This window comes from Streptomyces sp. NPDC001634 (assembly GCF_040298185.1).
In the GTDB taxonomy this organism is placed as follows: domain Bacteria; phylum Actinomycetota; class Actinomycetes; order Streptomycetales; family Streptomycetaceae; genus Streptomyces.
This window is the reverse complement of record NZ_JBEOZU010000072.1, coordinates 14,112-37,909: the sequence shown is the minus strand read 5'-3', so window position 1 is coordinate 37,909 and position 23,798 is coordinate 14,112. Positions and strand designations below refer to the sequence as shown.

General features: G+C 71.7%; 25 protein-coding genes. 13 read left to right on the top strand and 12 right to left on the bottom strand.

Translation table 11 applies throughout. From position 1 onward, the window contains the following. Position 1 precedes the first annotated feature (1 nt). From ABT186_RS35270 to amaP, 3 genes are read left to right on the top strand one after another with little or no spacing between them, the layout of a single operon-like run. On the top strand, positions 2 to 394 hold the full coding sequence (locus tag ABT186_RS35270; RefSeq protein ID WP_351928522.1) for an Asp23/Gls24 family envelope stress response protein: 393 nt from the start codon (positions 2 to 4) through the stop codon (positions 392 to 394). Continuing rightward, positions 391 to 1,056: a DUF6286 domain-containing protein gene (locus tag ABT186_RS35265; RefSeq protein ID WP_351928520.1), complete on the top strand. Its 666-nt coding sequence runs from the start codon at positions 391 to 393 to the stop codon at positions 1,054 to 1,056. Before ABT186_RS35270 ends, ABT186_RS35265 begins: the two co-directional genes overlap by 4 nt. A 3-nt stretch (positions 1,057 to 1,059) precedes the next feature. Then, complete coding sequence (gene amaP, locus ABT186_RS35260) at positions 1,060 to 1,641, top strand: alkaline shock response membrane anchor protein AmaP (RefSeq protein ID WP_351928518.1); 582 nt, start codon at positions 1,060 to 1,062, stop codon at positions 1,639 to 1,641. A gap of 38 nt (positions 1,642 to 1,679) precedes the next feature. Here amaP and ABT186_RS35255 read toward each other — a convergent pair whose 3' ends face one another. The 5 genes from ABT186_RS35255 to ABT186_RS35235 all read right to left on the bottom strand — a co-directional run bounded on the left by ABT186_RS35255 (position 1,680) and on the right by ABT186_RS35235 (position 6,822). Beyond that, a complete protein-coding gene (locus ABT186_RS35255) occupies positions 1,680 to 2,435 on the bottom strand; it encodes an SDR family oxidoreductase (RefSeq protein WP_351928516.1) in 756 nt (251 codons plus the stop codon). Positions 2,436 to 2,440: 5 nt separating this feature from the next. Then, positions 2,441 to 4,225 carry a glycoside hydrolase family 15 protein gene (locus tag ABT186_RS35250; RefSeq protein ID WP_351928514.1) on the bottom strand — a complete coding sequence of 595 codons (1,785 nt, stop codon included), beginning with the start codon at positions 4,223 to 4,225 and terminating at the stop codon, positions 2,441 to 2,443. 67 nt (positions 4,226 to 4,292) lie between these two features. Further along, positions 4,293 to 4,604 (bottom strand): hypothetical protein, encoded by a 312-nt coding sequence (locus tag ABT186_RS35245; protein WP_351229285.1) that lies wholly within the window; start codon positions 4,602 to 4,604, stop codon positions 4,293 to 4,295. Further along, positions 4,601 to 5,263, bottom strand: a complete 663-nt coding sequence (locus ABT186_RS35240) for a sigma-70 family RNA polymerase sigma factor (protein ID WP_502973424.1) — start codon at positions 5,261 to 5,263, stop codon at positions 4,601 to 4,603. Before ABT186_RS35240 ends, ABT186_RS35245 begins: the two co-directional genes overlap by 4 nt. Next, a complete protein-coding gene (locus tag ABT186_RS35235) occupies positions 5,260 to 6,822 on the bottom strand; it encodes a sodium:solute symporter family protein (RefSeq protein ID WP_351229283.1) in 1,563 nt (520 codons plus the stop codon). Before ABT186_RS35235 ends, ABT186_RS35240 begins: the two co-directional genes overlap by 4 nt. A 168-nt stretch (positions 6,823 to 6,990) precedes the next feature. Between ABT186_RS35235 and ABT186_RS35230 the strand changes: the two genes are divergently transcribed. Then, on the top strand, positions 6,991 to 7,209 hold the full coding sequence (locus ABT186_RS35230) for a DUF3311 domain-containing protein (protein ID WP_351229281.1): 219 nt from the start codon (positions 6,991 to 6,993) through the stop codon (positions 7,207 to 7,209). 75 nt (positions 7,210 to 7,284) lie between these two features. On the opposite strand, the gene ABT186_RS35225 is transcribed toward ABT186_RS35230, so the two are convergent. The 4 genes from ABT186_RS35225 to ABT186_RS35210 form a co-directional block, all read right to left on the bottom strand. Continuing rightward, positions 7,285 to 8,109: an SURF1 family cytochrome oxidase biogenesis protein gene (locus tag ABT186_RS35225; RefSeq protein WP_351229279.1), complete on the bottom strand. Its 825-nt coding sequence runs from the start codon at positions 8,107 to 8,109 to the stop codon at positions 7,285 to 7,287. 46 nt (positions 8,110 to 8,155) lie between these two features. Then, a complete protein-coding gene (locus tag ABT186_RS35220) occupies positions 8,156 to 8,389 on the bottom strand; it encodes a metallothionein (protein ID WP_310775258.1) in 234 nt (77 codons plus the stop codon). A gap of 78 nt (positions 8,390 to 8,467) precedes the next feature. After that, the gene (locus ABT186_RS35215; RefSeq protein ID WP_351229276.1) at positions 8,468 to 9,535 is read right to left on the bottom strand and encodes a DEDDh family exonuclease; all 1,068 of its coding nucleotides are present in this window, start codon (positions 9,533 to 9,535) and stop codon (positions 8,468 to 8,470) included. Positions 9,536 to 9,717: 182 nt separating this feature from the next. Continuing rightward, a complete protein-coding gene (locus ABT186_RS35210) occupies positions 9,718 to 10,347 on the bottom strand; it encodes a TetR/AcrR family transcriptional regulator (RefSeq protein ID WP_351928512.1) in 630 nt (209 codons plus the stop codon). A 101-nt stretch (positions 10,348 to 10,448) separates the two neighbouring features. On the opposite strand from ABT186_RS35210, the gene ABT186_RS35205 reads away from it, so the two are divergent. From ABT186_RS35205 to ABT186_RS35175, 7 genes are all read left to right on the top strand, one after another. Next, positions 10,449 to 11,249 carry an acetoacetate decarboxylase family protein gene (locus ABT186_RS35205; protein WP_351229272.1) on the top strand — a complete coding sequence of 267 codons (801 nt, stop codon included), beginning with the start codon at positions 10,449 to 10,451 and terminating at the stop codon, positions 11,247 to 11,249. After that, a complete protein-coding gene (locus ABT186_RS35200) occupies positions 11,249 to 12,133 on the top strand; it encodes an SDR family NAD(P)-dependent oxidoreductase (protein WP_351229270.1) in 885 nt (294 codons plus the stop codon). Before ABT186_RS35205 ends, ABT186_RS35200 begins: the two co-directional genes overlap by 1 nt. 13 nt (positions 12,134 to 12,146) lie before the next feature. Then, positions 12,147 to 13,430, top strand: coding sequence for an amidohydrolase family protein (locus ABT186_RS35195; protein ID WP_351928510.1), 1,284 nt, complete (start codon positions 12,147 to 12,149; stop codon positions 13,428 to 13,430). Beyond that, positions 13,427 to 14,656 carry an amidohydrolase family protein gene (locus tag ABT186_RS35190; RefSeq protein WP_351229266.1) on the top strand — a complete coding sequence of 410 codons (1,230 nt, stop codon included), beginning with the start codon at positions 13,427 to 13,429 and terminating at the stop codon, positions 14,654 to 14,656. Before ABT186_RS35195 ends, ABT186_RS35190 begins: the two co-directional genes overlap by 4 nt. Before the next feature lie 25 nt (positions 14,657 to 14,681). Further along, complete coding sequence (locus tag ABT186_RS35185) at positions 14,682 to 15,395, top strand: VIT1/CCC1 transporter family protein (RefSeq protein ID WP_351229264.1); 714 nt, start codon at positions 14,682 to 14,684, stop codon at positions 15,393 to 15,395. Positions 15,396 to 15,499: 104 nt separating this feature from the next. Continuing rightward, positions 15,500 to 16,378 (top strand): sterol desaturase family protein, encoded by an 879-nt coding sequence (locus ABT186_RS35180; protein WP_351229262.1) that lies wholly within the window; start codon positions 15,500 to 15,502, stop codon positions 16,376 to 16,378. Next, positions 16,375 to 17,052, top strand: a complete 678-nt coding sequence (locus ABT186_RS35175) for a lysoplasmalogenase (protein ID WP_351229260.1) — start codon at positions 16,375 to 16,377, stop codon at positions 17,050 to 17,052. The genes ABT186_RS35180 and ABT186_RS35175 overlap by 4 nt, the downstream gene beginning before the upstream one ends. A 260-nt stretch (positions 17,053 to 17,312) precedes the next feature. Here ABT186_RS35175 and ABT186_RS35170 read toward each other — a convergent pair whose 3' ends face one another. From ABT186_RS35170 to ABT186_RS35160, 3 genes are all read right to left on the bottom strand, one after another. After that, positions 17,313 to 18,386: a CopD family protein gene (locus ABT186_RS35170; RefSeq protein WP_502973423.1), complete on the bottom strand. Its 1,074-nt coding sequence runs from the start codon at positions 18,384 to 18,386 to the stop codon at positions 17,313 to 17,315. 76 nt (positions 18,387 to 18,462) lie between these two features. Then, entirely contained in the window at positions 18,463 to 19,860 is a 1,398-nt protein-coding gene (locus tag ABT186_RS35165) for a CoA transferase (protein WP_351928508.1), read from the bottom strand. A 98-nt stretch (positions 19,861 to 19,958) separates the two neighbouring features. Next, positions 19,959 to 21,488 carry a S8 family serine peptidase gene (locus ABT186_RS35160; RefSeq protein WP_351928506.1) on the bottom strand — a complete coding sequence of 510 codons (1,530 nt, stop codon included), beginning with the start codon at positions 21,486 to 21,488 and terminating at the stop codon, positions 19,959 to 19,961. 318 nt (positions 21,489 to 21,806) lie between these two features. On the opposite strand from ABT186_RS35160, the gene ABT186_RS35155 reads away from it, so the two are divergent. Continuing rightward, positions 21,807 to 22,163, top strand: coding sequence for a DUF485 domain-containing protein (locus ABT186_RS35155; RefSeq protein WP_351229252.1), 357 nt, complete (start codon positions 21,807 to 21,809; stop codon positions 22,161 to 22,163). Beyond that, complete coding sequence (locus ABT186_RS35150; RefSeq protein ID WP_351229250.1) at positions 22,160 to 23,779, top strand: monocarboxylic acid transporter; 1,620 nt, start codon at positions 22,160 to 22,162, stop codon at positions 23,777 to 23,779. The genes ABT186_RS35155 and ABT186_RS35150 overlap by 4 nt, the downstream gene beginning before the upstream one ends. Positions 23,780 to 23,798: the final 19 nt, after the last annotated feature.

Genomic DNA, 23,798 nt, shown 5'->3' with positions numbered 1-23,798 from the left:
TATGCCCGGCCGGACCGGTGAGCGTGAGCACAGCGGCGAGGTCGGGCGGCCCCGGACCGTGGTGCCGCCGGGCGCGCGCGGCGCCACCCGGATCGCCGACCGCGTTGTCGCGAAGATCGCCACGCAGGCGGCGCGCGAGGCGCTCGACCGGCTGCCGCCGGACGCCGCGACGCCCCACGCGACGGTCGTCGTGCACCACGAGACCGCGCGCGTCCACATCAGCGTCGAACTCGACTACCCCACCGATATCGGTGGCCGGTGCCGTGCCGTGCGTCGCCGGGTCGCCGAGCGGGTAGGCGCCTTGGCAGGGATGGAGGTGCACGAGGTGGCCGTCCAGGTGGAACGGCTGCATCCGGTACCGGCACCCGGCACGGCACACGGGAGGACGCAATGAGCGAGTCCCAGGGCCATGAGAGCACCCAGAGGCTCCCGGTCATGGAGAAGACCGCGGACGGAGGACTCGGGCAGTCCTCGTCCGCGGCGGCGTACGAGCCGGTCGACGAACCGCACGGCGGAGGCGGCCGCTTCTGGTCGTCGCGCCGCGTCGCCGCGGGCGTCGTCGCGACGCTCCTCCTGATCGGCGCGGGCCTCTTCCTGTACGACATCGCGGCCGTCCGGGCCCACCGGCCCGCCATGCAGTGGCGCAAGACCCTCGCCCGGCAGTTCGCCGAGCGGCCCCTCGACGACACCTGGGTGCTGGTCGGCGCCGGCGTGGTGGCGGTCATCGGTCTCTGGCTGCTGGTCCTCGCCACGACGCCCGGAATGCGCGGCGTGCTGACGATGCGGCCGGCGCACACCGACATCCGGGCCGGACTGCACCGGGTCGCCGCCTCGACGGTGCTGCGCCACCGGGCCATGGAGGTCTCCGGGGTGCAGTCCGTACGCGTCCGCCTGGGACGCAGGAGGGCGGATGTACGGGTGGTGTCGCACTTCCGGGAGCTCGACCATGTGCGTGCCGACCTGGATGCGACGCTCGCCGACGCGGTCCGGGGCCTCGGCCTCCATCGACCGCACTCGCTGTCGGTGCATGTGCGGCGGCCCGGACGGAAGGGGTGAGGGATGGTGCCGCGGATCGCCAATCGTGTGCTGATCGGGCTGGTCGGCCTGGTCCTGTTCGTCCTCGGTGGTTCCGTGCTCGCCATCGGGCTGGGCACGGCGCCCCCCTCGTGGTGGATCCACCAGGGGCCGCACGACGTCCTGCTCAGCGATGCCGAGCGCACCCGGTGGCGGGACCAGGGCTGGTGGTGGCCGACCGTCATCGCCGTGCTCGCCCTGCTCGTCCTGCTCGCCCTGTGGCGGTTGTCGGCGGTGCTGCGCCGGCGCCGGCTCGTGGAGGTGCTCGTCGACACCGGCGACGGCGAGGGCGCCCTGCTGCGCGGACGGGCCCTGGAGGACGTACTCGCCGGTGAGGCGGGACAGTTGGACGGCGTCGAACGGGCGCATGTGCTGCTGACCGGGCGCCGCAGCGCGCCCCGGGCACGCATACGGCTCGTGCTGGCACCGCATGTGGATCCCCTGGACGCGCTGCACCGCCTGGCCGCCGGGCCGCTGGTTCATGCCCGTGACTCCGCAGGTCTCGCGGCGCTGCCCGTCGAGGTGCGGCTGCACGGCGTCAAGCACCGGCCCGAGAGGGTGAGTTGACGGCCGGGGCGGGCGGGGCACCGGGTCACGCTCGTGGGTCAGAACCCGTGCCGGTAGCCGCCGTCCACCGGAACCATGATGCCCGTCAGATACGACGCCGCGGGCGACAGCAGGAAAGCGGCCGTGCGGCCGAACTCCTCCGGGGTGCCGTAGCGGCGCAGCGGGATGCGGGACTCGTTGGCCGTGCGTGCCGCCGCCGGGTCGGCTGAGAGACCGTCCAGTTCACGGACGCGGTCGGTGTCGATGCGCGCCGGGAGCAGGCCGACCACCCGGATGCCGCGCGGGCCCAGCTCGTCCGCGATCGACTTGGCGAAGCCGGCCAGTCCGGGGCGCAGCCCGTTGGAGATGCTCAGGCCCGGGATCGGCTCATGCACGGAACCGGACAGCACGAAGCCTATGACGCCGCCCTCGGTCAGTTCCGCGGCTGCCGCGCGGGCCAGCCTCACCGCACCGAGGAACACCGACTCGAACGCGGCCGCCCACTGCGCGTCCGTGTTGTCGGCGAGACCCCCGGCCGGCGGCCCGCCGACGCTGATGAGAATGCCGTCGAAGCCGCCGAAGTGCTCGCGCGCCGCGGCGATCAGCCGGGCCGGCGCCCCGGAGTCGGCGTTGTCGACCGCCACGCCCACCGCGTTCCCGCCCAGCTCGGCCGCGGCCTCGGCGGCCCGCTGCTGGTCGCGGCCCGTGACGACCACCTTCGCCCCGTCGGCGACGAGCTCCCGCGCGGCCGCGTTGCCCAGTCCTCGAGTGCCGCCGGTGACGACGTACACCCGGTCCTTCAGTCCAAGATCCATGGCCCCTATCCTGCCGTCTCGTCCCCGTAGAGGGCGAGGGCGGTCCCCACCAGGCCGAGATGACTGAAGGCCTGCGGGAAGTTGCCGAGCAGTCGGTCGCCGACCGGGTCGTACTCCTCCGCGAGCAGACCGACGTCGTTGCAGAGCCCCACCAGCCGTTCGAACAGCTCGCGGGCCTCGTCCGTACGGCCGTTGAGGTGCAGGGCCTGTGCGAGCCAGAACGAGCAGACGATGAAGGCGCCCTCGCTGCCGGGCAGCGTATCCACGTCGGAGCGGTCCGTGCTGTACCGGAGCAGGAAACCGTCGTGTGCCAGCTCCGTGCGTACCGCGTCGATCGTGCCGGTCACCCGGGGGTCGTCCGGTGGCAGGAAGCCGACGCGGGGGATCAACAGCAGCGAGGCGTCGAGTGCGCGCGAGCCGTAGTACTGCGTGAACGTGTTCCGCTCCGGGTCGTAGCCGCGCTCGCACACCTCCCCGTGCACCTCGTCGCGCATGGCCCGCCAGCCCTCGAGATCGCCTTCGAGTCCGGGGTGGTTCTCCAGGGCCTGGACCGCACGGTCGGCGGCCACCCACGCCATCACCTTCGAGTACACGAAGTGGCGGCGCTCGCCGCGCACCTCCCACAGCCCCGCGTCCGGCTGCCGCCAGGCCGACCGAAGGAACTCCATCAGCGCGCACTGCACCCGCCACATATGCGGCTTGACCGGCAGGCCCGAACGCCGTGCCAGCGTGAGCGAGTCGATGACCTCGCCGTACACGTCCAGCTGCAGCTGCTTCACCGCCTCGTTGCCGATCCGGACCGGCGCCGACCCCTGGAAGCCGGGCAGCCAGGACAACTCGTACTCCGGCAGCCGCCGCTCACCCGACAGGCCGTACATGATCTGCAGGTCCGCCGGATCGCCGGCCACCGCGCGCAGCAGCCAGTCGCGCCAGGCCTCGGCCTCCTCGTGGTAGCCCGCCTCCAGCAGCGCCTGCAGGGTGAGCGTCGAGTCGCGCAGCCAGCTGTAGCGGTAGTCCCAGTTGCGGACGCCGCCCAGCGACTCCGGCAACGAGGTGGTGGGGGCGGCGACGATGCCGCCGGTGGGTGCGTAGGTGAGGGCCTTGAGGGTGATCAGGGAGCGGACCACGGCATCCCGGTACCGGCCCCGGTAACGGCACTGCGCCGTCCACGCGCGCCAGTCCTCGACGCTGCTGTCCAGCGCCTCGAACGGGTCGACCAGCGGGGGGCGGGGCTGGTGCGAGGGGTGCCAGGTGAGGACGAAGGCGATCTGTTCTCCCTTGCCGACCGTGAACTCGGAGTGGGTGGCCAGGTCCTTGCCCCAGGTGTGCACCTGGGGGTGGCTGCGCAGCCACACCGAGTCGGGCCCGGCGACGGCCACGCGGTGGCCGTCGGCCCGGCGCATCCACGGCACGATCGAGCCGTAGTCGAAGCGCAGCCGGAGCTCGCTGCGCAGGGTGACACGGCCGTCGAGGCCCTCGATGACCCGTACGACGTCGGGGACGTGCTCGCGCTGGGGCATCAAGTCGGTGACGCGGACCGAGCCGTCCGTGGTGTCCCACTCGGAGTCGAGGACGAGGGTGTCAGGGCGGTACGCGCGGCGGGTGCACAGGTCGGCGCCCTTCGGCGCGATCCTCCAGTGGCCGTGGTCCTTGGTGCCGAGCAGCTTGGCGAAGCAGGCGGCCGAGTCGAAGCGGGGCAGGCACAGCCAGTCGATGGAGCCGTCGCGGCCGACCAGCGCGGCCGTCTGCTGGTCGCCGATGAGCGCGTAGTCCTCGATGCGCAGGTGCACGGAATTCCGGGTTCCCGGTGGGCCGACGAGGCAATCAGAGGCGGGGCCGGGGGAGTGAACACGTCGCCTACGATGCCCAGTGGCTCACCCTCTCGGTCATCGTGGTACCCGCGCCGGAGAAGATCACTCCGGGGTCCGACGGGGTCTGGTTGAGGACCCACAGGCCGATCAGTGTGGCCAGGGTGAAGACCACCGCGATCAGCACGGCGAGGACGAGCCGGCGCCGGCGCTCGCGGCGCAGCCACTCGCCGCGCGCCGTGCGATAGGCGTCGGGCGCGGCCCGCACCCCGTCCGCCAGCGCGGCGAGGGCCTCGCGCAGCTCCCGCTCCGTCCGGTCCGGACTGGTGCCACGCGACGGAGTCGCATCTCGATGCGTCATCGCCGGGCCTCCATCGCCTGGGTCAGGGCGGCGATGCCGCGCGCCGTGTGTGTCTTGACGGATCCGCAGGAGATCCCCATCGCCGCGGCGATCTCCTGCTCCTTCAGCCCGAGCCAGTGCCGCAGCACGAGCGCCTCGCGCTGCCGGGCCGGCAACTGCTGGAGCGCGTCGATCAGCACACGCTGGTCGTCGTGGAGGAGCGCGGTGCTCTCGGCGGAGGCGACGACCTCCTCCGTCGGCTTCTCCTCGTGCTTGCGGGCCACCTGGAGATGGCGTATGCGCATCCGGGTCAGGTTGCAGACCGTGGAGCGCAGATACGCCTCCGCCGCCTCGGTGTCCCGCAGCCGCCGCCACTTCCGGTAGATCTGGTAGTAGGCCTCGGCCACCACGTTCTCCGGGTCGTCGGCGCCCAGCAGCACGGCGAGGCGCAGCATCGAGGCGTAGTGCATCTCGAACAGGCGGGCGAGACCCACCTCGCGTTCCAGGTCGGCCGGGTCGCTCACCGCGGGGGTGAGGGGTCCTGCCGCAGCGCTGAGGGGCCCGGCCGCGGTGGCGAGCGCCTCGGCCGGGACGGCCGTCTGCGCCAGCAGCGGCTCCTGCGGGACCGGGGTGAGCGGCTCCTGCGGAACCGGTGTGCGCGTGCTGTGTCTGCGTCTCACGGGTTGTTCGCTCCCGTCTCGGGGCGCCGCCTGACGGTCAGGCGCGACGGTAGGTCGGTCGCGTCGGCGCCGCGCGGGACGCCGAGGCGTTCGAGGGCCGCGGTCCCGGCCACGGCGACGGTCAGATTGAGGAGCAGGGCCGCGAGCCCCGCGTAGATCTGCAGCGGCGGGTGCCCGGTGCCGAGCGGCACGATCGAGGAGAACCCCTCACGCACCACCAGGAACGTGCCGGCCGCCATGCCCACACCCCACCCGGCGAGCAGCGCCCGGGGGTGCAGCCGCCCGGTGAACAGCCCCACGGCCACGGCCGGGAAGATCTGCAGGATCCAGACCCCGCCGAGCAACTGGAGGTTGATGGCGTCCTGGTCGCGCAGCCCGAACACGAACGCCACCGCCCCCACCTTCGCGGTGAGCGACACCGTCCTGGCGATGCGCACCTGCCGCTTGGGAGTGGCCGTCGGGTGGACGTACTCGACGTACACGTTCCGCACGAAACTCGTGGCCGCCGCGATCGACATCACGGCGGCCGGGACCAGCGCCCCCACGGTGATCGCGCCGAACACCAGCCCGGCCAGCGGCCCCGGCATCAGCCGGTCGACCAGCATCGGCACGGCCGCCTCGGCGCCGCCTTTCGGCGCCCGCACCCCTGCCGCGAGCGCCGCGATGCCGAGGAAGCCGAAGAGCGCGAGCAGCCCGGTCCAGGCGGGCAGCGCCACCGAGACCTTGCGCAGGGTGCGTGGGCCGTCGGCGGCGAAACCGGCGGTGAGCACGTGCGGGTACATCAGCAGCGCCAGCGCCGAGCCCAGGGCGAGCGTGGCGTAGGCGGGCTGCTGGGCGGGGGTCAGGAGCAGCGGGGAGTGGGCCGGGTCCGTGCCGCCGAGCCGCCGTGCCGCGCCGTCGAAGACCGGGCCGGGGCCGCCGAGCCGGTCGAGGACCAGCCAGCAGACGGCGGTGAGCGAGACGAACACGGCCACCGCCTTCAGCGCGGAGATGACGCCGGGCGCCCGCAGTCCGTGCCGGTACGTCGCCACCGCGAGCCCCGCGAAGAGGGCCACCATCACCACATCGCCGGCCGCGCCCCGTGGATACACGCCCCCGGCCGTGAGCACCGCTCGTATGCCCAGCAGTTGCAGCGCCAGATACGGCATCGTCGCGAGTATCCCGGTCAGCGCGACCACCAGGGCCAGCGGCGGCGACCCGTACCGGCCGCGCACGAAGTCGGCGGCGGTGACATAGCCGTGCCGGCGGGCCACGGTCCACAGCCGGGTCAGCAGGACGAAGGCGAGCGGACAGACGATCACCGTGTACGGCACCGCGAAGAAAGCGGGTGCACCGTTGCCGTACGCCAGTCCCGGTACGGCGGTGAAGGTGTACGCGGTGAAGATCGTGCCGCCCAGCAGGAACCAGGTCCACACGGGGCCGAGGCTCCGGTCGGCCAGGGCCCAGCCCTCCAGGGAGGGCAGTCGGTCGCTCGGGCGCAGATGGCGTGCCGTGACGGCGAGCAGCGACGCTCCGCCGATCACGGCGAGAAACGTCGCGGTCATGGCGCCGTCGGCCATGGGTCACCGTCCTTGGTGTGCCTGAGCCCTCGCTGGAGAGTTGCGCGGACGGTCGGATCGGAGGACACGGAACCGGCGGGAAATCTGCGGGAAATCCGCTGTCAACCGTTTCGGGCGGGTGGGCAACTCTTGCACAGGCGGTCCCCGAGCGGGAGAGGGGTGCAGGTCATGGCACGGACCGGTCATCAGCGGCTACGGCGCGTCGCGGTCGCCGTGCTGCTCCTGGCCCCCGCGGCAGGCCTGCTGTGGGTCCCCTGGTACGCCGGTGCGTCCCCGCGGCTCGCGGGGACGCCGTTCTTCTACTGGTACCAGCTCGCCTGGGTGCCGGGGTGCGGCCTCTGCCTGCTGGGCGCGTACGCGCTGTCGAACACACGCAGCCGTCGCTGATCCATGGGCGCGTCCGGTCCGTGGGCCGTCCGTGGGCCGGGCGCGGTCCGTGGACCGGCCCATGGACCGGACGGTTCAGACCGCGGCCGGCTCCGGTTCGTCGCTCGTCTCTTCGGCCGCCCTCGCCCGCTCCCGGGCCTCGCGGCGGACCAGGATCACCCAGCCGAGGGGGACGCCGGCCGCGAACAGCCACCACTGGACCGCGTACGGCAGGTTGATGTCACCGAGTCCGATCCAGCTGGTGTCCTCCTTGGGCGACGGGATCAACTCGGGGCTGCCGCCCTTGGGGGCGGGGGAGGTCAGTTCGATGTAGCCGCCGAGTACGTCCTTCGCGGAGGTGTCGCCCGTCTCGCGCAGGAGCGTGCCGATCTGCTCGCTGTTGATCAGCATGATCTGGCGGTCCGGCAGCCCCTTGACGTTCTTGATGCCGCTTGCGGCCGTCGTCTCGTCCTGCATCAGCCGGCCGGTGACCGTGATGTCACCCCCGGCGGGTGCCGGGATCTTCGGGAAGGCCGTCTGCGAGGCGGGGGAGGCGATCCAGCCGCGGTTGACGAGCAACGTCCTGCCGTTGTCCAGGACGAACGGGGTCAGGACGTGATAGCCGACCTGGTCGTCCGAGCTCGTACGACGGCGCACCACCAGTTCGTGCGCCGTGTCGAAGTGGCCCTTCGCGGTCACCCGGCGGTAGATGTCGCCGTGCGCGACCGTCCCGCCGACCGAGGTGAGCGACTCGACGGGCACGGGCCGTGCCGCCAGCGAGTCGTTGATCACCTTGTTCAGCGCCTGCCTGTGGTCGTGGCGGTGCAACTGCCAGAAACCCAGCCTGATCATCGTCGGGGTGAGCAGGAGGGCCACGAGGGTGAGGATCACCCACTGGCGGGACAGCAGGAAGCGGTACACCCCACGACCGTACATCTCGGGACGTGGGGTGCCTTCAGGGGGGTGCTCAGACGTGGTCGACGATCCCCACCTTCCCCTCCGCGCGGGAGCAGTGGGCTCCGCAGTAGAAGTGTCCGTCGACCTCGACCCCCTGGCCGATGATCTGGACCCGGCAGTGTTCGCAGATGGGCGCCATCCGGTGGATGGCGCAGGAGAAACAGTCGAAGACGTGCACCGCTCCCTGCGCATGCACCTCGAAGGTCATTCCGTAGTCGTTGCCACAAACTTCACATCTCGCCATGCGCCACAGGGTGGGCCGTCGCCGCCGCGCGATCGAGCGGGCGCCGGGCGAGTCGCACGGTAATCACCCGTACGTCCGTCAGCGTCCCTCCGGAACCCGCACCGCCGCCTCCGTGCCCGCGGGCGCCCCCTGCTTCGTCGCGCGCGCCCCGCTCTCCGCCGCAGGCGCCCCGCTTTCCGCCGCAGGCTCGACGTCCCGCAGCAGCTGCCCGAACGCCGCCTCGTCCACCACCGGCGTCCCGTACTGCCGCGCCTTCACCGTCTTCGATGTGCCCGAATCGGGGTCGTTGGTCACGAGCAGGCTGGTGAGCCGGGACAGGCTCGTCGCGACGTGCAGCCCTGCCTCGACGGCCCGGTCCTCCAGCAGTTCGCGGTCGATCGAGGTGTCCCCCGAGAAGGCGACCCGCATGCCCTGCTTGAGTCGTTTGCCCTCTTCGTACCGCCCCGGGTTGGGGTAGGGGCAGACGGGGCGCTTGCGAGAGGGGCGCCAACTGCCGGGGCGGTAGCCCCCGGATGCCTGGCGGCCGATCGTCGGGGAGGCGGACCACTCGGTCAGCGGGCGGCACTCCAGCAGCGGCAGCCGCACGCCGTCGCGCGCGGCGGCGTGCAGGCTCGGGCGGAACGCCTCGGCCAGCACGCGCGCGTCGTCCAGGGCGTGGTGCGCCCGCTGCTGGACCACACCGAAGTGCGCGGCCAGCGTCTCCAGCTTGTGGTTGGCCAGCGGGAGGCCCAGTTCCTTGGAGAGCGCGATGGTGCACAGTCGCTGACGGACCGGCGCCTCGCGCTCCGCGCGCGCGTACTCCCTGGCGATCATCGACCAGTCGAAGACCGCGTTGTGCGCGACGAGGACGCGGCCGTCGAGCCGGGCGGCGAAATCCCCGGCGATGTCCCGGAAGAGCGGCGCCCCTTCGAGTACCTCGCTCGTCAGACCATGGATCCAGACGGGGCCCGGATCGCGCTCCGGGTTGACCAGCGTGTACCAGTGGTCCTCGACCTCGCCGCGCGCGTCCAGCCGGTAGACGGCGGCCGAAATGATCCGGTCGTCCCGGGCCAGGCCGGTGGTCTCCACGTCGACGACCGCGTACCCCTCGGGATACGCGGCCGGCCAGGGGGCCGGGGACGCTGCGGTCGTAGGGTCTTCGAGCATGGTCACTGAGGATACGGGCCGGGACCGACAGTGCCGCGCGTGCCCGTCGCCGGGAGCCGGGTCGCGCCGCGTTCGCGCGGGCGCGCGCAACCCCGGCGCGCCGCACAAGAGTTCGCGGCCGGAGCTGTCACTCATTGTCCGGGTTGTTCGCCCGTGAGGCTTTCAGGACGTGCGTCGGTGAGTCACTCCGACGCGGCCGGCGGGAGCAGGGACCGCACCAACGCCCGTACGGACATGGCGAACAGCCGCTCGGTGTCCACCGGGCCGGCCAGCGCACGGGCCAGGGCCGGATCGCCCCCGGTGGGCGCGGCGCTCCACAGCTCCTCCTCGCCGGGGCGCTGCACCGGGGCGCGCTCCCGGTTGCGTTCGACCAGAACGTGACCGACGACCTGGAACTGCACGGCCCGTACGAGGTCGGCCGCCCCGGCGCCCTGCAGCCCCGCCGCGTGTGCCTCGCGCACCAGCGCCTGCTGGGCGGGCAGGAACATCCGTTCCGTCAGACCGCGTTCGTGGACCATCGCGATGAGATGGGGGTGGTCGCGCAGTTGCCGGCGCAGGGCGCGCGCGACGGAGACGATGCGCTGCGCGGGCGTGCGCCCCGAGGGACGTATCTCGCCGAGGTCGGCGACGGTCCGCTCGACGAGCGCGTCGAGCAGGGACTCACGATTGCCGACGTGCCAGTAGATCGAGGTGACGGCGGTGCCCAGCCCGGCGGCGAGCCTGCGCATCGTCAGCGCGTCCGGGCCGTGCTGTTTCACCAGGTCCGCGGCGGCGTCCAGGACCTCGTCCCGGGTGAGTGCCGCTCTCGCCATGACCCCCTCCGCTTTCCGCTCGTGCAGACCTGTTTACCCGGAACGAGGTCTGCTGTAACTGTGTTACAGGTGACGGCCCATCAGAAGAAGGGCGGTACGACATGGCATCACGAGTGCGCTACGGCGCGCGGACCGAGGCGGAGATCGCCGCCTCGCGCACCGCGCAGGCGAAGCTCCCCGACATCTGGTCCACGGGTGTGGTGGCCGTCTGGGAGAGCGACCCGGACGCGGTCGCGGCGGTGCTGCCGCCCCCGCTCAAACCCACCGGGCGCCCCCTGGTGCGGGTGAACATCAGCAAGGTCGACCTACCCGGATACCCGCTGGGCGCGGGCTCGTTCGCGGTCGCCGCGGCGCACGACGGCGTCGAGGGCTGGTACCCGCTCGTCATGCCGATGACCCACGAACGGGCCCTGACCGCGGGCCGCGAGGTCTTCGGGGAGCCGAAGAAGCTCGGCGAGGTGACGGTGGAGCGCGACGGGCTCGTCGTCCGGGCCTTCCTCGCCCGGCACGGCATCGCTTTCGTGGAGGTGCGCGGCGCGGTGAGCGGGGAACTGCCCCTGCCGGAGCCGACCCGGAAGACCGACTTCTACTTCAAGTTCCTGCCGGCGGTGGACGGTTCGGGTTTCGATGCCGGCCCGGTCCTCGTGCACTGCGTGCGCAACGAGAAGGTGCGCAGGCTGGAACGCATCACCGGCGACGTGGTCCTGCGCGAGTCGGCGTACGACCCCGTCGCGGACCTTCCCGTGCGCCGGCTCGTCGAGATCACCATCGGTGAGAAGACCAGCGATCAGCGGGGCACGGTGGCCGAACGCGTCAGCGCCGAGGCTCTGTTGCCGTATGTCCACCAGCGCTACGACGACCCGCAGCAGGTTCTCGACGGGCCACCCGAGGGGAGCGTGTGATGCGGCTGAGCGCCGGACAGGTCGCCGTCGTCACGGGCGCGGCGAGCGGCATCGGGCTCGCGATGGCGCGTCGGTTCGCGGCCGAGGGCCTGCGGGTCGTCCTCGCGGACGTGGAGGAGGGCGCCCTTCAGAAGGCGGCGGCCCTGCTGCGCGAGGAGGGCGCCGTCGTGCACGCGCGCGTGGTGGACGTCGGGGAGCGCGCCCAGGTACTGGCGCTCGCGGACGACGTGTACGAACGCTTCGGCGCCGTGCATGTGCTGTGCAACAACGCGGGCGTCGGCTCGGGCGCCGAGGGCCGCATGTGGGAGCACGACCCGAACGACTGGGCTTGGGCCTTCGCGGTCAACGTGTGGGGCGTCTTCCATGGTGTCCAGGCGTTCGTACCGCGGATGATCGCCGGGGGCGAGCCGGGCCATGTCGTCAACACCTCGTCGGGCGACGGCGGCATAGCACCGCTGCCCACGGCCTCCGTGTACGCCGTCACCAAGGCGGCCGTCGTGACGATGACCGAGTCCCTGTACGCGCACCTGAAGGCGGAGCACGCGCGCGTGGGCGCCTCCGTGCTCTTCCCCGGGCCGCACATGCTGCGCACGGGGCTGTGGGAGTCGCACCGCAACCGGCCCGCCCGCTACGCCAAGCAGAAGCCACGCAGGACGCCCTACCGCAGCCTCGCCCAGTGGGAGGCGGCCATGAAGGACGCCGGCCACCAGGTGCGGTTCACGCCGGTCGAGGAGGTCGCGGACCTCGTCGTGGACGGCATCCGCGCGGACCGCTTCTGGCTGCTGCCGCAGAGCGAGCACAGCGACGCACAGATCACGGCGCGGGCGCGGTCGATGCTCGACCGCGCGAACCCGTCGTACCTGGAGAGCTTCATCCTCGATTGATGAGGGGGCTGTTGTGATCGGCCAGGACCCGTACCTGATCATCTCCTCCGACTGCCACGCCGGGCTGCCCACCGAGGAGTACCGGCCCTACCTGGAGACCCGCTTCCACCGGGACTTCGACGAGTTCCTCGCGGGGCGCGAGCGCCGCCGCGAGGAGATGACACGGCTCGGCATCCGCAACGAGGCGTTCGCCACCAAGTGGTTCCAGGACAACGAGGAGGGCCTGCGCGGGGGATGGGAGACCGCGCAGCGCCTCAAGGAACTGGACGGCGACGGCGTGGCCGCCGAGGTGGTCTTCCCGGATGCCGACGCGGTCGACAGCCAGACCGCCGCGCCCTTCGGCGTGGGACTCGGCCTCTCCGGCGACCAGGACCCGGAGCTGGGCATGGCGGGCGCGCAGGCGCACAACCGCTGGCTCGCGGACTTCGTGTCCGAACACCCCGAACGGCACTGCGGGGTGGCCCTGCTGCCCGTCACGGCTCGGACCGACCGCGTCGTCGCCGAGGTGTACCGCGCCAGGGAGTCGGGCCTGCGTGCGCTGATGATCCCCTCCATGTGGGTCGACAAGGAGCCGTACCACGACCGCCGTTACGACCCGGTGTGGGCGGCGGCGGCCGAGTGCGGGATGCCGGTGCTCACCCACTCGGGGGCGGCACCGCGCCACGAGTACGGCGACCACCTGGGGATCTACGTCTCCGAGGTCACCTGGTGGCCGGCCCGCCCCCTCTGGTTCCTGCTCTGGTCCGGAGCCTTCGAACGTCACCCCGGGCTGAGGTTCGGAGTGGCGGAGTCGGGATGCTGGTGGCTGCCCAACCTGCTGTGGTTCATGGACCGCCTCTACCTGGGAGCCCACGGAGGCAAGAAGCTCTCGCCCTTCGCGGAGTTGAAGCGGCCGCCGCACGAGTACCTGGACCGTCAGGTCTTCGTCTGCGCGACCAACACCAAACGGCGTGAACTGGCCCAGCGGTACGAGATCGGCGTGGACAACATCCTCTGGGGCAGCGACTTCCCGCACCCCGAGGGCACCTGGCCCGACACGCGCGCGTGGCTGAAGCGCACCTTCCACGACATCCCCGTGGCGGAGACCCGCCGCATGCTCGGCCTGGCCGCGGCGGAGGTCTTCGGCTTCGACGTCGACAAGCTGACCCCGGTCGCCCGGCGCATCGGCCCCACCCCGGCGGACCTCGGCCAGTCCGACGACCAGGCGGCCGTGGAGGCGTCCTGGGCCCGCTCGCGTGAGGTGGGCAGGCACTGGCTGACCGGCGAGGACTTCCCGGTCCTGGGGGTGGACCGGTGAGCGAGGACCGTTACACCGTGATCTCGGCGGACTGCCACGCCGGGGCCGACCTCCTGGACTACAGGCCGTATCTGGAAAAGCGGTACCACGACGACTTCGACGCGTGGGCCGCCACGTACGTCAATCCGTACGAGGACCTGCTCGCCGACGCGGCCGACCGGAACTGGAACTCGGACAAGCGCCTCGCGGAGCTGGAGGCGGACGGGATCGTCGCGGAGGTCGTCTTCCCGAATACGATCCCGCCGTTCTTCCCGTCCGGATCGCTGTCGGCTCCGGCGCCGACGCGGGAGGAGTTCGAGCTGCGGTGGGCGGGCCTCAAAGCGCACAACCGCTGGCTGGCGGACTTCTGTTCCGTGGCCCCCGACCGCCGCGCGGGCGTCTTCCAGATCTTCCTCAACGACGTACGGGCGGCGGTCGAGGAGATCAGATGGGCGGTCGGGGCGGGCCTGCGCGGCGGCCTGCTGCTGCCCGGCACACCGCCGGGCTCGGGCCTGCCCGAGCTGTACTCGCCGTCGTACGACCCGATCTGGGCGGTGTGCGAGGAACTGGACGTCCCCGTGAACCACCACGCGGGATCGGCGTCGCCGCCGCTGGGCGACGAACCGGCCGCCCGGGCGGTGTTCATGGTCGAGACGACATGGTTCTCGCACCGCGCGCTCTGGCACCTGGTCTTCGGCGGGGCCTTCCGCCGCCATCCAGGGCTGAAACTGGTGCTGACCGAGCAGGGCTCGGGCTGGATCCCCGGCGTGCTCGACATGCTGGACTACTACCACGGCCGTCTTGTCACGGCGGCGACGCGCGCGTCCACCGCGGAGGCGAAGTTCGGCGCGGGCCTGGCGGCGTCGATGGGCAAGGGCCCCTCGGAGGTGTGGCGTTCGAACTGCTTCGTCGGCGCGAGCTTCATGCGCCCGCACGAGGTGCCGCTGCGGGACCGTATCGGCCTCGACAAGATCATGTGGGGCAGCGACTACCCGCACGACGAGGGGACGTACCCGTACTCGCGGGAGGGCCTGAGGTTCGCGTACGCGGACGTGCCGCGCGAGGAGGTGGCGGCGATGGTCGGAGGCAACGCGGCACGGGTGTACGGCTTCGACCTGTCCGTCCTGGACCCGATCGCGGCGAAGGTGGGCCCGACGGTGGAGGAACTGGCACAGCCCCTCGCGGTACCCCCGGCGGACGCGACGAGCCCGGTGTTCGCGCGGGGCGGGTCGGTGCGGGTCTGGTGATGCCCGGGGTGTCATCCTCCGGGGTGTGACGGAACCACCAACGCATGACGAGGCCCACGGGGGCGCGCTGGGGGAGCGGCTGAACTGGCTGCGGGCCGCGGTCCTCGGCGCGAACGACGGCATCGTCTCCACCGCGGGCCTCGTGGTTGGTGTCGCGGGCGCGACGACGGCCCGTTCGGCCCTGCTGACGGCGGGCCTGGCCGGGCTGCTGGCCGGGTCCATGTCGATGGCGGCGGGCGAGTATGTGTCGGTGTCGACCCAGCGGGACTCGGAGAAGGCGGCGCTGGCCCTGGAGAGGCGGGAGCTGAGGGAGCAGCCGGAGGAGGAACTGGAGGAGCTGACGGAACTGCTGGAGCGGAGGGGCCTGACGCGGGAGGTGGCCCGTGAGGCGGCGGCCCAGCTGACGGACCGGGACGCGCTGCGTGCGCACGCGCGCGTGGAGCTCGGCATCGACCCCGACCAGCTGACGAACCCGTGGCATGCTGCCTGGGCCAGCTTCCTGGCGTTCACGGTGGGCGCGCTGCTGCCCCTGCTGGCCATCGTGCTGCCTCCCACGGACCTGCGGCTCCCCGTGACCGTGGTGTCCGTCCTGGCCGCACTCGTCTTCACCGGCTGGAGCAGCGCACGACTGGGCGCGGCGAAGCCGGGGCGGGCCGTGCTGCGGAACGTGGCGGGCGGGGCGCTGGCCATGGGTGTCACATATGCGGCCGGGACATTGCTGGGGGCCGCCGGGGTCTAGCCCGGGCATTGGCGGAGATCACCAACAAGCAAGCGCATACCCCCGGTAATACTTGTGGGTAACAACGTCTAGCCCCGGCCGACCAGCGGTTCTACGGTGCACCCATGCCGAACCTGCCCGATGTCGTGCTGTGGTCGATACCCGCCTTCGTGCTGCTCACCGTGATCGAGGTGGTGAGCTACCGCATCCATCCCGACGACGACGAGGAGGGATACGACGCGAAGGACGCGGCGACGAGCGTCGGCATGGGGCTCGGCAGTCTGTTCTTCGACTTCATGTGGAAGATCCCGATCGTCGCGATCTACACGGCGATCTACGAACTCACGCCCCTGCGCGTCCCCGTCCTGTGGTGGACCGTCCCGCTGATGCTGCTGGCGCAGGACTTCTTCTACTACTGGTCCCACCGCGGGCACCACGTCATCCGGATCCTGTGGGCGTGCCACGTCGTCCACCACTCCAGCCGGAAGTTCAACCTCACCACCGCGCTGCGCCAGCCCTGGACCTCGCTCACCGTCTGGCCCTTCTACGTGCCCCTGGTCGCCCTCGGTGTGCACCCGGCCGCGCTGGCGTTCTGCTCCTCCGCGAACCTCGTGTACCAGTTCTGGATCCACACCGAGCGCATCGACAAGATGCCCCGGTGGTTCGAGTTCGTCTTCAACACGCCGTCGCACCACCGCGTGCACCACGCGTCCCAGGGCGGGTACCTGGACCGCAACTTCGGCGGGATCCTCATCGTCTGGGACCGGCTGTTCGGGTCGTTCGTCCCCGAGACCGAGCGGCCCGTGTACGGGCTGACCAAGAACATCAGCACGTACAACCCGCTGAAGGTCGCCACGCACGAGTACGTGGCCATCGCCAAGGACATCAGGGCCGCGAGCAGTTGGCGGGAACGGGCCGGGCGGGTGTTCCGCGGGCCCGGCTGGCAGCCGGCCGCAAGGACCGTCGTGACGGCGGCGCCCGTCGCCGAGAAGCCCGCCGCGTGAGACCGCACGGCGAGCGCCTCGCGCGCGTGCTCCTCGTTCTCTTCGGGGCGGCGGTCGTCGCCGACCTCGCGTCCCTCGTCGCCGGGTACCACCCGGGCCACATCGTCGCCAAGCCCCTCCTGATGCCCCTGCTCGCGCTCCAAGCGCGCGTGCGCGGCGGACCGCGCCCGCTGATCGCGGCGCTGCTCTTCGGGTGGGGCGGCGATGTCCTGCTGCTGTCCCACGCCGACGCCGCCTTCCTCGTCGGTATGGCCTCCTTCGCGGCCGGGCACGTCTGCTATCTCGTCCTCTTCGGGCGGCACGGCGCTCCACGCGCGCGTGGAGCATGGCTCGCCGCTGCCTACGCCATGGCCCTCGTCACCACCGTCACGCTCCTGTGGCCCGACCTCCCGGCCGGCCTGCGCATCCCGGTCGCCGGCTACAGCCTGCTGCTCACTGCGATGGCGTTCGGCGCGACGAGGCTCGGACCTCTCGTGGGCGCAGGCGGGGCGCTGTTCATGCTGTCCGACACGCTCATCGCGACCGGCGTCGCCGACTGGCCGCAGCTCCCGCGGCCCGACTTCTGGATCATGCTCACCTACTGCGTCGCGCAGTTCCTGCTGGTCCGGGGCACCCTCGACGAGCGCCGGGCGCCGACGGCGGCGTACGGTGAAGTGCGCTCGACCACCTCCTGAGCGCACCCGCACGACCGATCGCACGAGAAGGACCCTCGCCCTGCGCGCCACCACCATCCACGCCCCCTACGACATGCGCGTGGAGGACGTGCCCGAGCCCGTGGTGCAGCTCTGCCCACCGACGCCGTCGTCCGCGTGCTGTGAGCCTGTATCTGCGGCAGCGACCTGTGGGCGTACCGAGCCCGACGGTCCGGTCGAAGACCGGCGAGGGGTCGAGGTCCGCCGCCTCGACGACGCCGACCAGCGGGACAGGCAGCCGATCACGACCAGCGGATCGGCAGCGGCAGCGCCGTCAGCAGCCCCGACACCGCGACGACCAGGCCCAGTGCCACCACCTCCGCACGCGCGGGAGTGCAGGCGCCGAGCGGGTCGGCGGCGCGCCGCATCCGCAGGCGCGCGATCAGGGCGAGCGCGGCGACGGCGGCCACGAGCAGCAGCTTGGCGAGCAGGGTGCGGCCGTACGCCGTCGCCGTCAGCTGGTCGAGGATCGTGCCCGGCGGCATGCGGCGCACAGCACTCCACACCCCCGTCGCGGTGATCGCGGCCAACAGAACGGTCGCCACGCGCGCGTAGAGCCCCAACAACGCCGCACCCACCCCCAGGGACGCACGCCAGTGCCGCACCATCCGCAGGACGTGCGGCAGACCGCCCACCCACAGGGACGCGCAGGTGAGGTGAACGAGCGTCAGGCTGGAGCCCACCAGCGGGCCGTGCTCCGGCGCGGGGTGGGCCCGCAGCGCCTCCGCGACGACCACGGCGGCCAGCGGCCACACCTGGAGGGAGGGCCTGCGCGACAGGGCACACAGCCCCGCCACGAGGAACGCGTTGACCTCCAGGAGGGCCAGTGAGCCGTCCCGGGTCCGGTAGAGCCCGCCGATGTCGATCTGGGCGAGCCGGTGCGGGACCAGATTGCCGGTGGCCACGACCGAGGCGAGCCCGAGCGCGGCGACGACACCCGCGCCGGCCGCGTACGGCGCCCAGCTGCGCGGAGGGTCCGCCAGGGGCGCGCCCGGCACCAGGCGGGCCAGCCGGGCGACGAAGAGCTCGCCCACGGGTATGCACAATGCCACGAACAGGACCGTGCGCAGCAGGCCGATGCCGCCGACCCCGGGTGCGGCCGCCTCGCCCGTGCCGTGCAGCGCGGCCGAGGGTCCGAGCAGCGGGATCAGCGCGGCGACCGCCACGAGGGCGAGCAGTGTGACCGCTCGGCGGACGGAGGGGCGGGGGACGGGGGCGGCGACCGGGACGGGCACGGGAGCGACGCCCGCCGCACCTCCGTCGGCTTCGGCTGCGGGTCGTGTCGGGCTCACCTCACGATCTTCGCCAGCCGTCATAGAACAGGGCAACCGTGCCAGGGCAATTGAGAGAGTGGCATTCCGCCCATGCGTATGATTCCGGCCGTACGGCGCATCACCCTCCGAGCGGGACCTGTGCCCACCGCGCCGGATCCTGCCCCCACCGCCCCGGCGGCCGCGCCCAGTCGACCGGCCCGCCCGCGAAACGGACCGGCGGCAGGGCGTACCGCAGTCGGCCCAGCACACTGTCCGTCTCGGTGAGCCATGGATCAGCGCCTTCGTACGCCGTCTGCGCACGCCCGGCGTCCCGGGCGGCCCCGTCCGTCAGCCAGGCCGCCGTCCGCGCCAGCGCCAGCCTTACGACCCGGCTCCCGCCCTCCTCCGACTGCTCGGTGAGGGACCTCAGTACCGCCGCGGCCAGCAGATACCCCGTGCCGTGATCGAGAGCCTGCGCGGGCAGCGCGCCCGGCTGTTCCACCGAACCCTCGGTCACCGCAATACCCGTGGCGACCTGCACCAGGCTGTCGAAACCCCGCCGCCCGCCCCACGGCCCGTACGCGCCCCACGCCGACAACTGCGCCACCACCAGTCCGGGCCGCCGCTCGGCCAGCTGCTCGGGGGCGAGCCCGAAACCGTCGAGCGCGCCGGGCCGGTAGCCCGTGACGACCACGTCCGCCTCCGCGAGCAGCTCCTCGAAGGTCCGCCGGTCCGCAGGCGCCGCCAGGTCGAGGACGGCCGAGCGCTTCCCGATGTCCAGGTCGGCGTGCTGATCGGGCAGTTCGGGCAGCCGAGGGCTGTCGATCCGCAGCACGTCCGCGCCGAGCAGCGCCAGCGTGCGGGTGGCCACCGGGCCCGCGATGACCCGGGTGAGGTCCAGGACACGCAGGCCCGCCGCGGGCAGCAGCGGCTCCCCGGAGAGCGGTGCGAGCGGTCGTGCGGGTGCCTTGTCGAGCCGCTCACGGCCCACCAGCGGTTGTACGGCGACGGTGCGCCCCTGCTCGTGCGCCGCCCACTCCTTAGGCGTGCGCAGCGCGACCGCGAGCCCTCCGGCCGCGTACACGCTCTCCTCCGCCTCGACCGCCGACCGCTCGGCGAGAGCGGCGGCCACGGTCTCCACGGACGCGTCCGCAGCCAGCCCGAGGGCGCCCAGCAGCCGCGCCCGGTGATGCGGATAGTTCGCGTGCGTGCGCACCCAGCCGTCCGCCGCGCGCCAGAAACGGGACAGCGGCGCGAAGTTGACCGGTTCACGGCCGTCCACGCGCAGATGCCGCTCGCTGTGGAAGGCGGTGGCCACGACGCCGTCGTCGACCCGCACCTCGGGCAGGTCCGGGAGCCCGGCCCGTCGTGCGCCCCACTCGGCGGCGGCCAGAGCACACGCCCCGACACAGGCCCGCGCCACCTCCCGCACGGGCAGGCGCGAGGACAGCACCCCCTCCCGTACGACGGTAGAGATCCTCGGCACCAGTCCGGGGTCCCCGCCCAGCGCCGCCCATGCCACGTCCGTATCGGTCATGAGGGCACTATGCCCGGCGTACTGGATCATCATGGCGAAGGGGGCCGGACAAGGGCCCGGCCCCCTTCGCGCGCAGGTCAATGCGCGCAGGCCAAGGGTTACTTGACGGCTCGCAGTGCGTTGACGATGCCGAAGCCGTAGAACCCGTTCACGCGCTTGCCGCCCACGCAGGTCGCGTCCACGACCCCGTCGCCGTTGCCGTCGTACGGGGCCGTCGGGCAGCCGGGGTTGTCCGCCTCAGCCTTGAGGAGCGCCTGGAGCTGCACCGGAGTCGCCCACGGGTGCGCGGACTTCAGCAGCGCGGCCACGCCCGCAACGTGCGGCGACGCCATCGACGTGCCCTGCAGGAAGCCGTACTGGTTGTTCGGCATCGTGGAGAGGATGCGCCCGTTCTTCGACGGCGTGTCCGGGATCTGGTACTTGTCGCCGCCCGGCGCTGCGACGTCGATCACGCCGTCGCCATAACTGGAGTAGTACGACTTGGCGTTGGTGACCCCGGTCGCGCTGACCGTGACCACGCCCGGCAGCTGGGTCGGTACGTCGAAGCACTCGTGCGGGTCGACCGTGCGGGTCACCGCGGTGGAGTCGTCGGGGCTGGAGGCGTCGGTGAGGGAGTGCGAGTCGAGGTCGTCGTTGGAGTTGCCCGCCGAGGCGACGTTGAGGGTGCCCTTGCGCTGGGCGTACAGCTGGGCCCGGTTGACCGCGTCGACGATGGCCCGCTGGTCCGGGTCGTCCATGCAGTTGTACAGCCACGGGTCCACGTAGTAGCTGTTGTTCGTGACCGCCACACCGTGGTCGGCGGCGAACACGAACGCGCAGACGACGCTCTCGGGGTAGAAGAGCTCGTTGACCGGGTCGGCCACCTTGATGGCGGAGACCTTGACGTTCGGGGCGACACCGGCGACGCCGATGCCGTTGCGGGCCGCCGCGATCTCGCCGGCGACATGGGTGCCGTGGTAGTGCTCGGGCTTCGCGGGCCGCCAGGCGCCGTACGAGGTGTCCGCCTTGCCGCCGACACAGTTCGCGGACTGCGACGCGGAGAAGTTCGGGGCGAGGTCCGGGTGGGTGTCATCGACGCCGGTGTCGATGACGGCCACCGTGACGTTGCGGCTGCCCGGGTTGATCTTCGCGGCCTTGTCGGCGCCTATCGCGCGCAGGTCCCACTGGTCGGCCTCAAGCGGCTCGCTGTCGCCCGCGGTTGCCGAGGCGCTCGTGATCTTCGCCGCCTCCGCCTTCGTCAGGTACTGCGCGGCGCCCTCGTCCGTCGTGCCCGCGGCGGTCAGCGGCGCGGTCCGGGTCGCGCCTGCGGACTGCACCCCGGGGACCGTACGGAGGGTCTTGGCGAAGTCCGGGTTTGCGGAGTGGACGACGATCACACCGATTCTGTCGTACGTCACCACGATCGTGCCGCCGGCCTCGGCTATTGCCTGCTGCACCGTCGCGATCGTGTGATGGTCCGTCTTCGCGTTGACCACGTAGGCGAGTTCGGGTCCCTCGGCGGTCTGTGCGGTGGCGGCGGTGCGCGGGGCCGCCGATGCGGCACCCGGCAGGAAGCCCAGGGAGGCGGTGAGGGACAGCACGACCGGTACGGCGAGGGCGAGTCGGCGTCTGGAACGCAGATGAGCCATGGGATCTCCACAACATCCGAAAACGTGAACGAGCCGGACCGCGGGTGGCGTCCGGCAGGTACATGACGGGTGGTGCAGAGGCGAAGCTATCTGTCGTCCGGACTGGTCAGCAATGACTTCCTTGGAGGAGGTACGAAAAAAGTAAAGGGAGTTGAACCGGTCCACGCGTGGCGCCGTGCCCTTGGGCAGGGAGCACGAGGACGATCGAGGCCCCCTGTTGGATCACGCAACGGAGCAGTAGCGTCGCAATCAGCTACGTGATCCACGTCACTGTGAGGTCAGAACCGCATGCCCGTACCCGCAACGCGAGGAGACACCGTGGCTACCGACGCACCTCCCCCCTCGACGACCGGAGCCGGCCTCCCGTCCACCGAGGAGTTCACCGCGGTACAGGAGAGCGCCGAATTCGGTGAACTGCGCCGCTCCCACCGCTCGTTCGCCTTTCCGCTGACCGTGGCGTTCATCGCCTGGTACCTCGTCTACGTCCTGTTGTCGAACTATGCGGGCGATTTCATGGGCACCAAGCTCATCGGCAACATCAACGTCGCCCTGGTGCTCGGCCTCGCCCAGTTCCTCACCACGTTCCTGATCGCGTGGTGGTACTCGCGGCACGCCGCCGCCAAGCTCGACCCCAGGGCCGAGGCCATCAAGTCCCGGATGGAGGGCGACGCATGAGCCCCGCACTCGTCCTGGCCGCCGGTGAGGCGAGCAAGCACCGGCCGCTGATCGTCACCCTGTTCGCGGTGTTCGTCGCCGCGACCCTCGTCATCACCGTGTGGGCGGGCCGCCAGACCAGGAGCGCCGCCGACTTCTACGCCGGCGGCCGCCAGTTCACCGCCTTCCAGAACGGCCTCGCCGTCTCCGGCGACTACATGTCCGCGGCGTCCTTCCTCGGCATCGCGGGCGCGATCGCCCTCTTCGGGTACGACGGCTTCCTGTACTCGATCGGCTTCCTGGTCGCCTGGCTGGTGGCCCTGCTGCTGGTCGCCGAGCCGCTGCGCAACTCCGGCCGCTACACCATGGGCGACGTGCTGGCGTACCGCATGCGCCAGCGCCCGGTCCGTACGGCTGCCGGCACCTCCACGATCGTCGTGTCGATCTTCTACCTGCTCGCCCAGATGGCGGGCGCGGGTGTGCTGGTCTCGCTGCTGCTCGGCATCACCAGCGACGGCGGCAAGATCGGCATCGTCGCCCTCGTCGGCGTCCTGATGATCGTGTACGTCACCATCGGCGGCATGAAGGGCACCACCTGGGTGCAGATGGTCAAGGCCGTGCTGCTGATCGCGGGCGCCCTGCTGCTGACCTTCCTGGTGCTGCTGAAGTTCCACTTCAACATCTCCGACCTGCTCGGCAAGGCCGCCGACAACAGCGGCAAGGGCTCGGCCTTCCTGGAGCCCGGCCTGAAGTACGGCGCCACCGGCACGACGAAGCTGGACTTCATCTCGCTCGGCATCGCCCTGGTGCTCGGCACCGCCGGCCTGCCGCACATCCTGATCCGCTTCTACACGGTGCCCACCGCCAAGGCCGCCCGGAAGTCCGTGAACTGGGCGATCGGCCTCATCGGCGCCTTCTACCTGATGACCCTCGCCCTCGGCTTCGGCGCCGCCGCTCTGATCAAACCGGACGAGATCATCGCGTCCAACAAGGCGGGCAACACGGCGGCCCCCCTGCTCGCCCTGCACCTGGGCGGCGTCGACTCCAACTGGGGCGCGATTCTGCTGGCCAGCATCTCCGCGGTCGCCTTCGCCACGATCCTCGCGGTGGTCGCGGGGCTGACCCTGGCCTCGTCCTCGTCGTTCGCGCACGACATCTACGCGAACGTCATCAAGCGGGGCCAGGCCAGTGAGAAGCAGGAGGTCAGCGCGGCCCGCTGGGCGACGGTCGGCATCGGCGCCGTCTCCATCGCCCTGGGAGCCCTCGCCCGCGACCTGAACGTGGCCGGCCTGGTCGCCCTCGCCTTCGCGGTCGCCGCCTCCGCCAACCTGCCGACGATCCTCTACAGCCTGTTCTGGAAGAGGTTCACCACCAGCGGCGCCCTGTGGTCGATCTACGGCGGTCTGGTCACCGCCGTCGGCCTGGTGCTGTTCTCGCCGGTGGTCTCCGGCAAGGAGTCGTCGATGTTCCCGCACGTCGACTTCCACTGGTTCCCGCTGGAGAACCCGGGCATCATCTCCATCCCGGTCGGCTTCCTTCTGGGCGTCGTCGGCACGCTCCTGTCGAAGGAGGAGCCGGACGCCGGAAAATACGCGGAGCTGGAGGTGCGGTCCCTGACCGGCACCGGGGCGCACTGACCCGCCCGTACCGACGGCC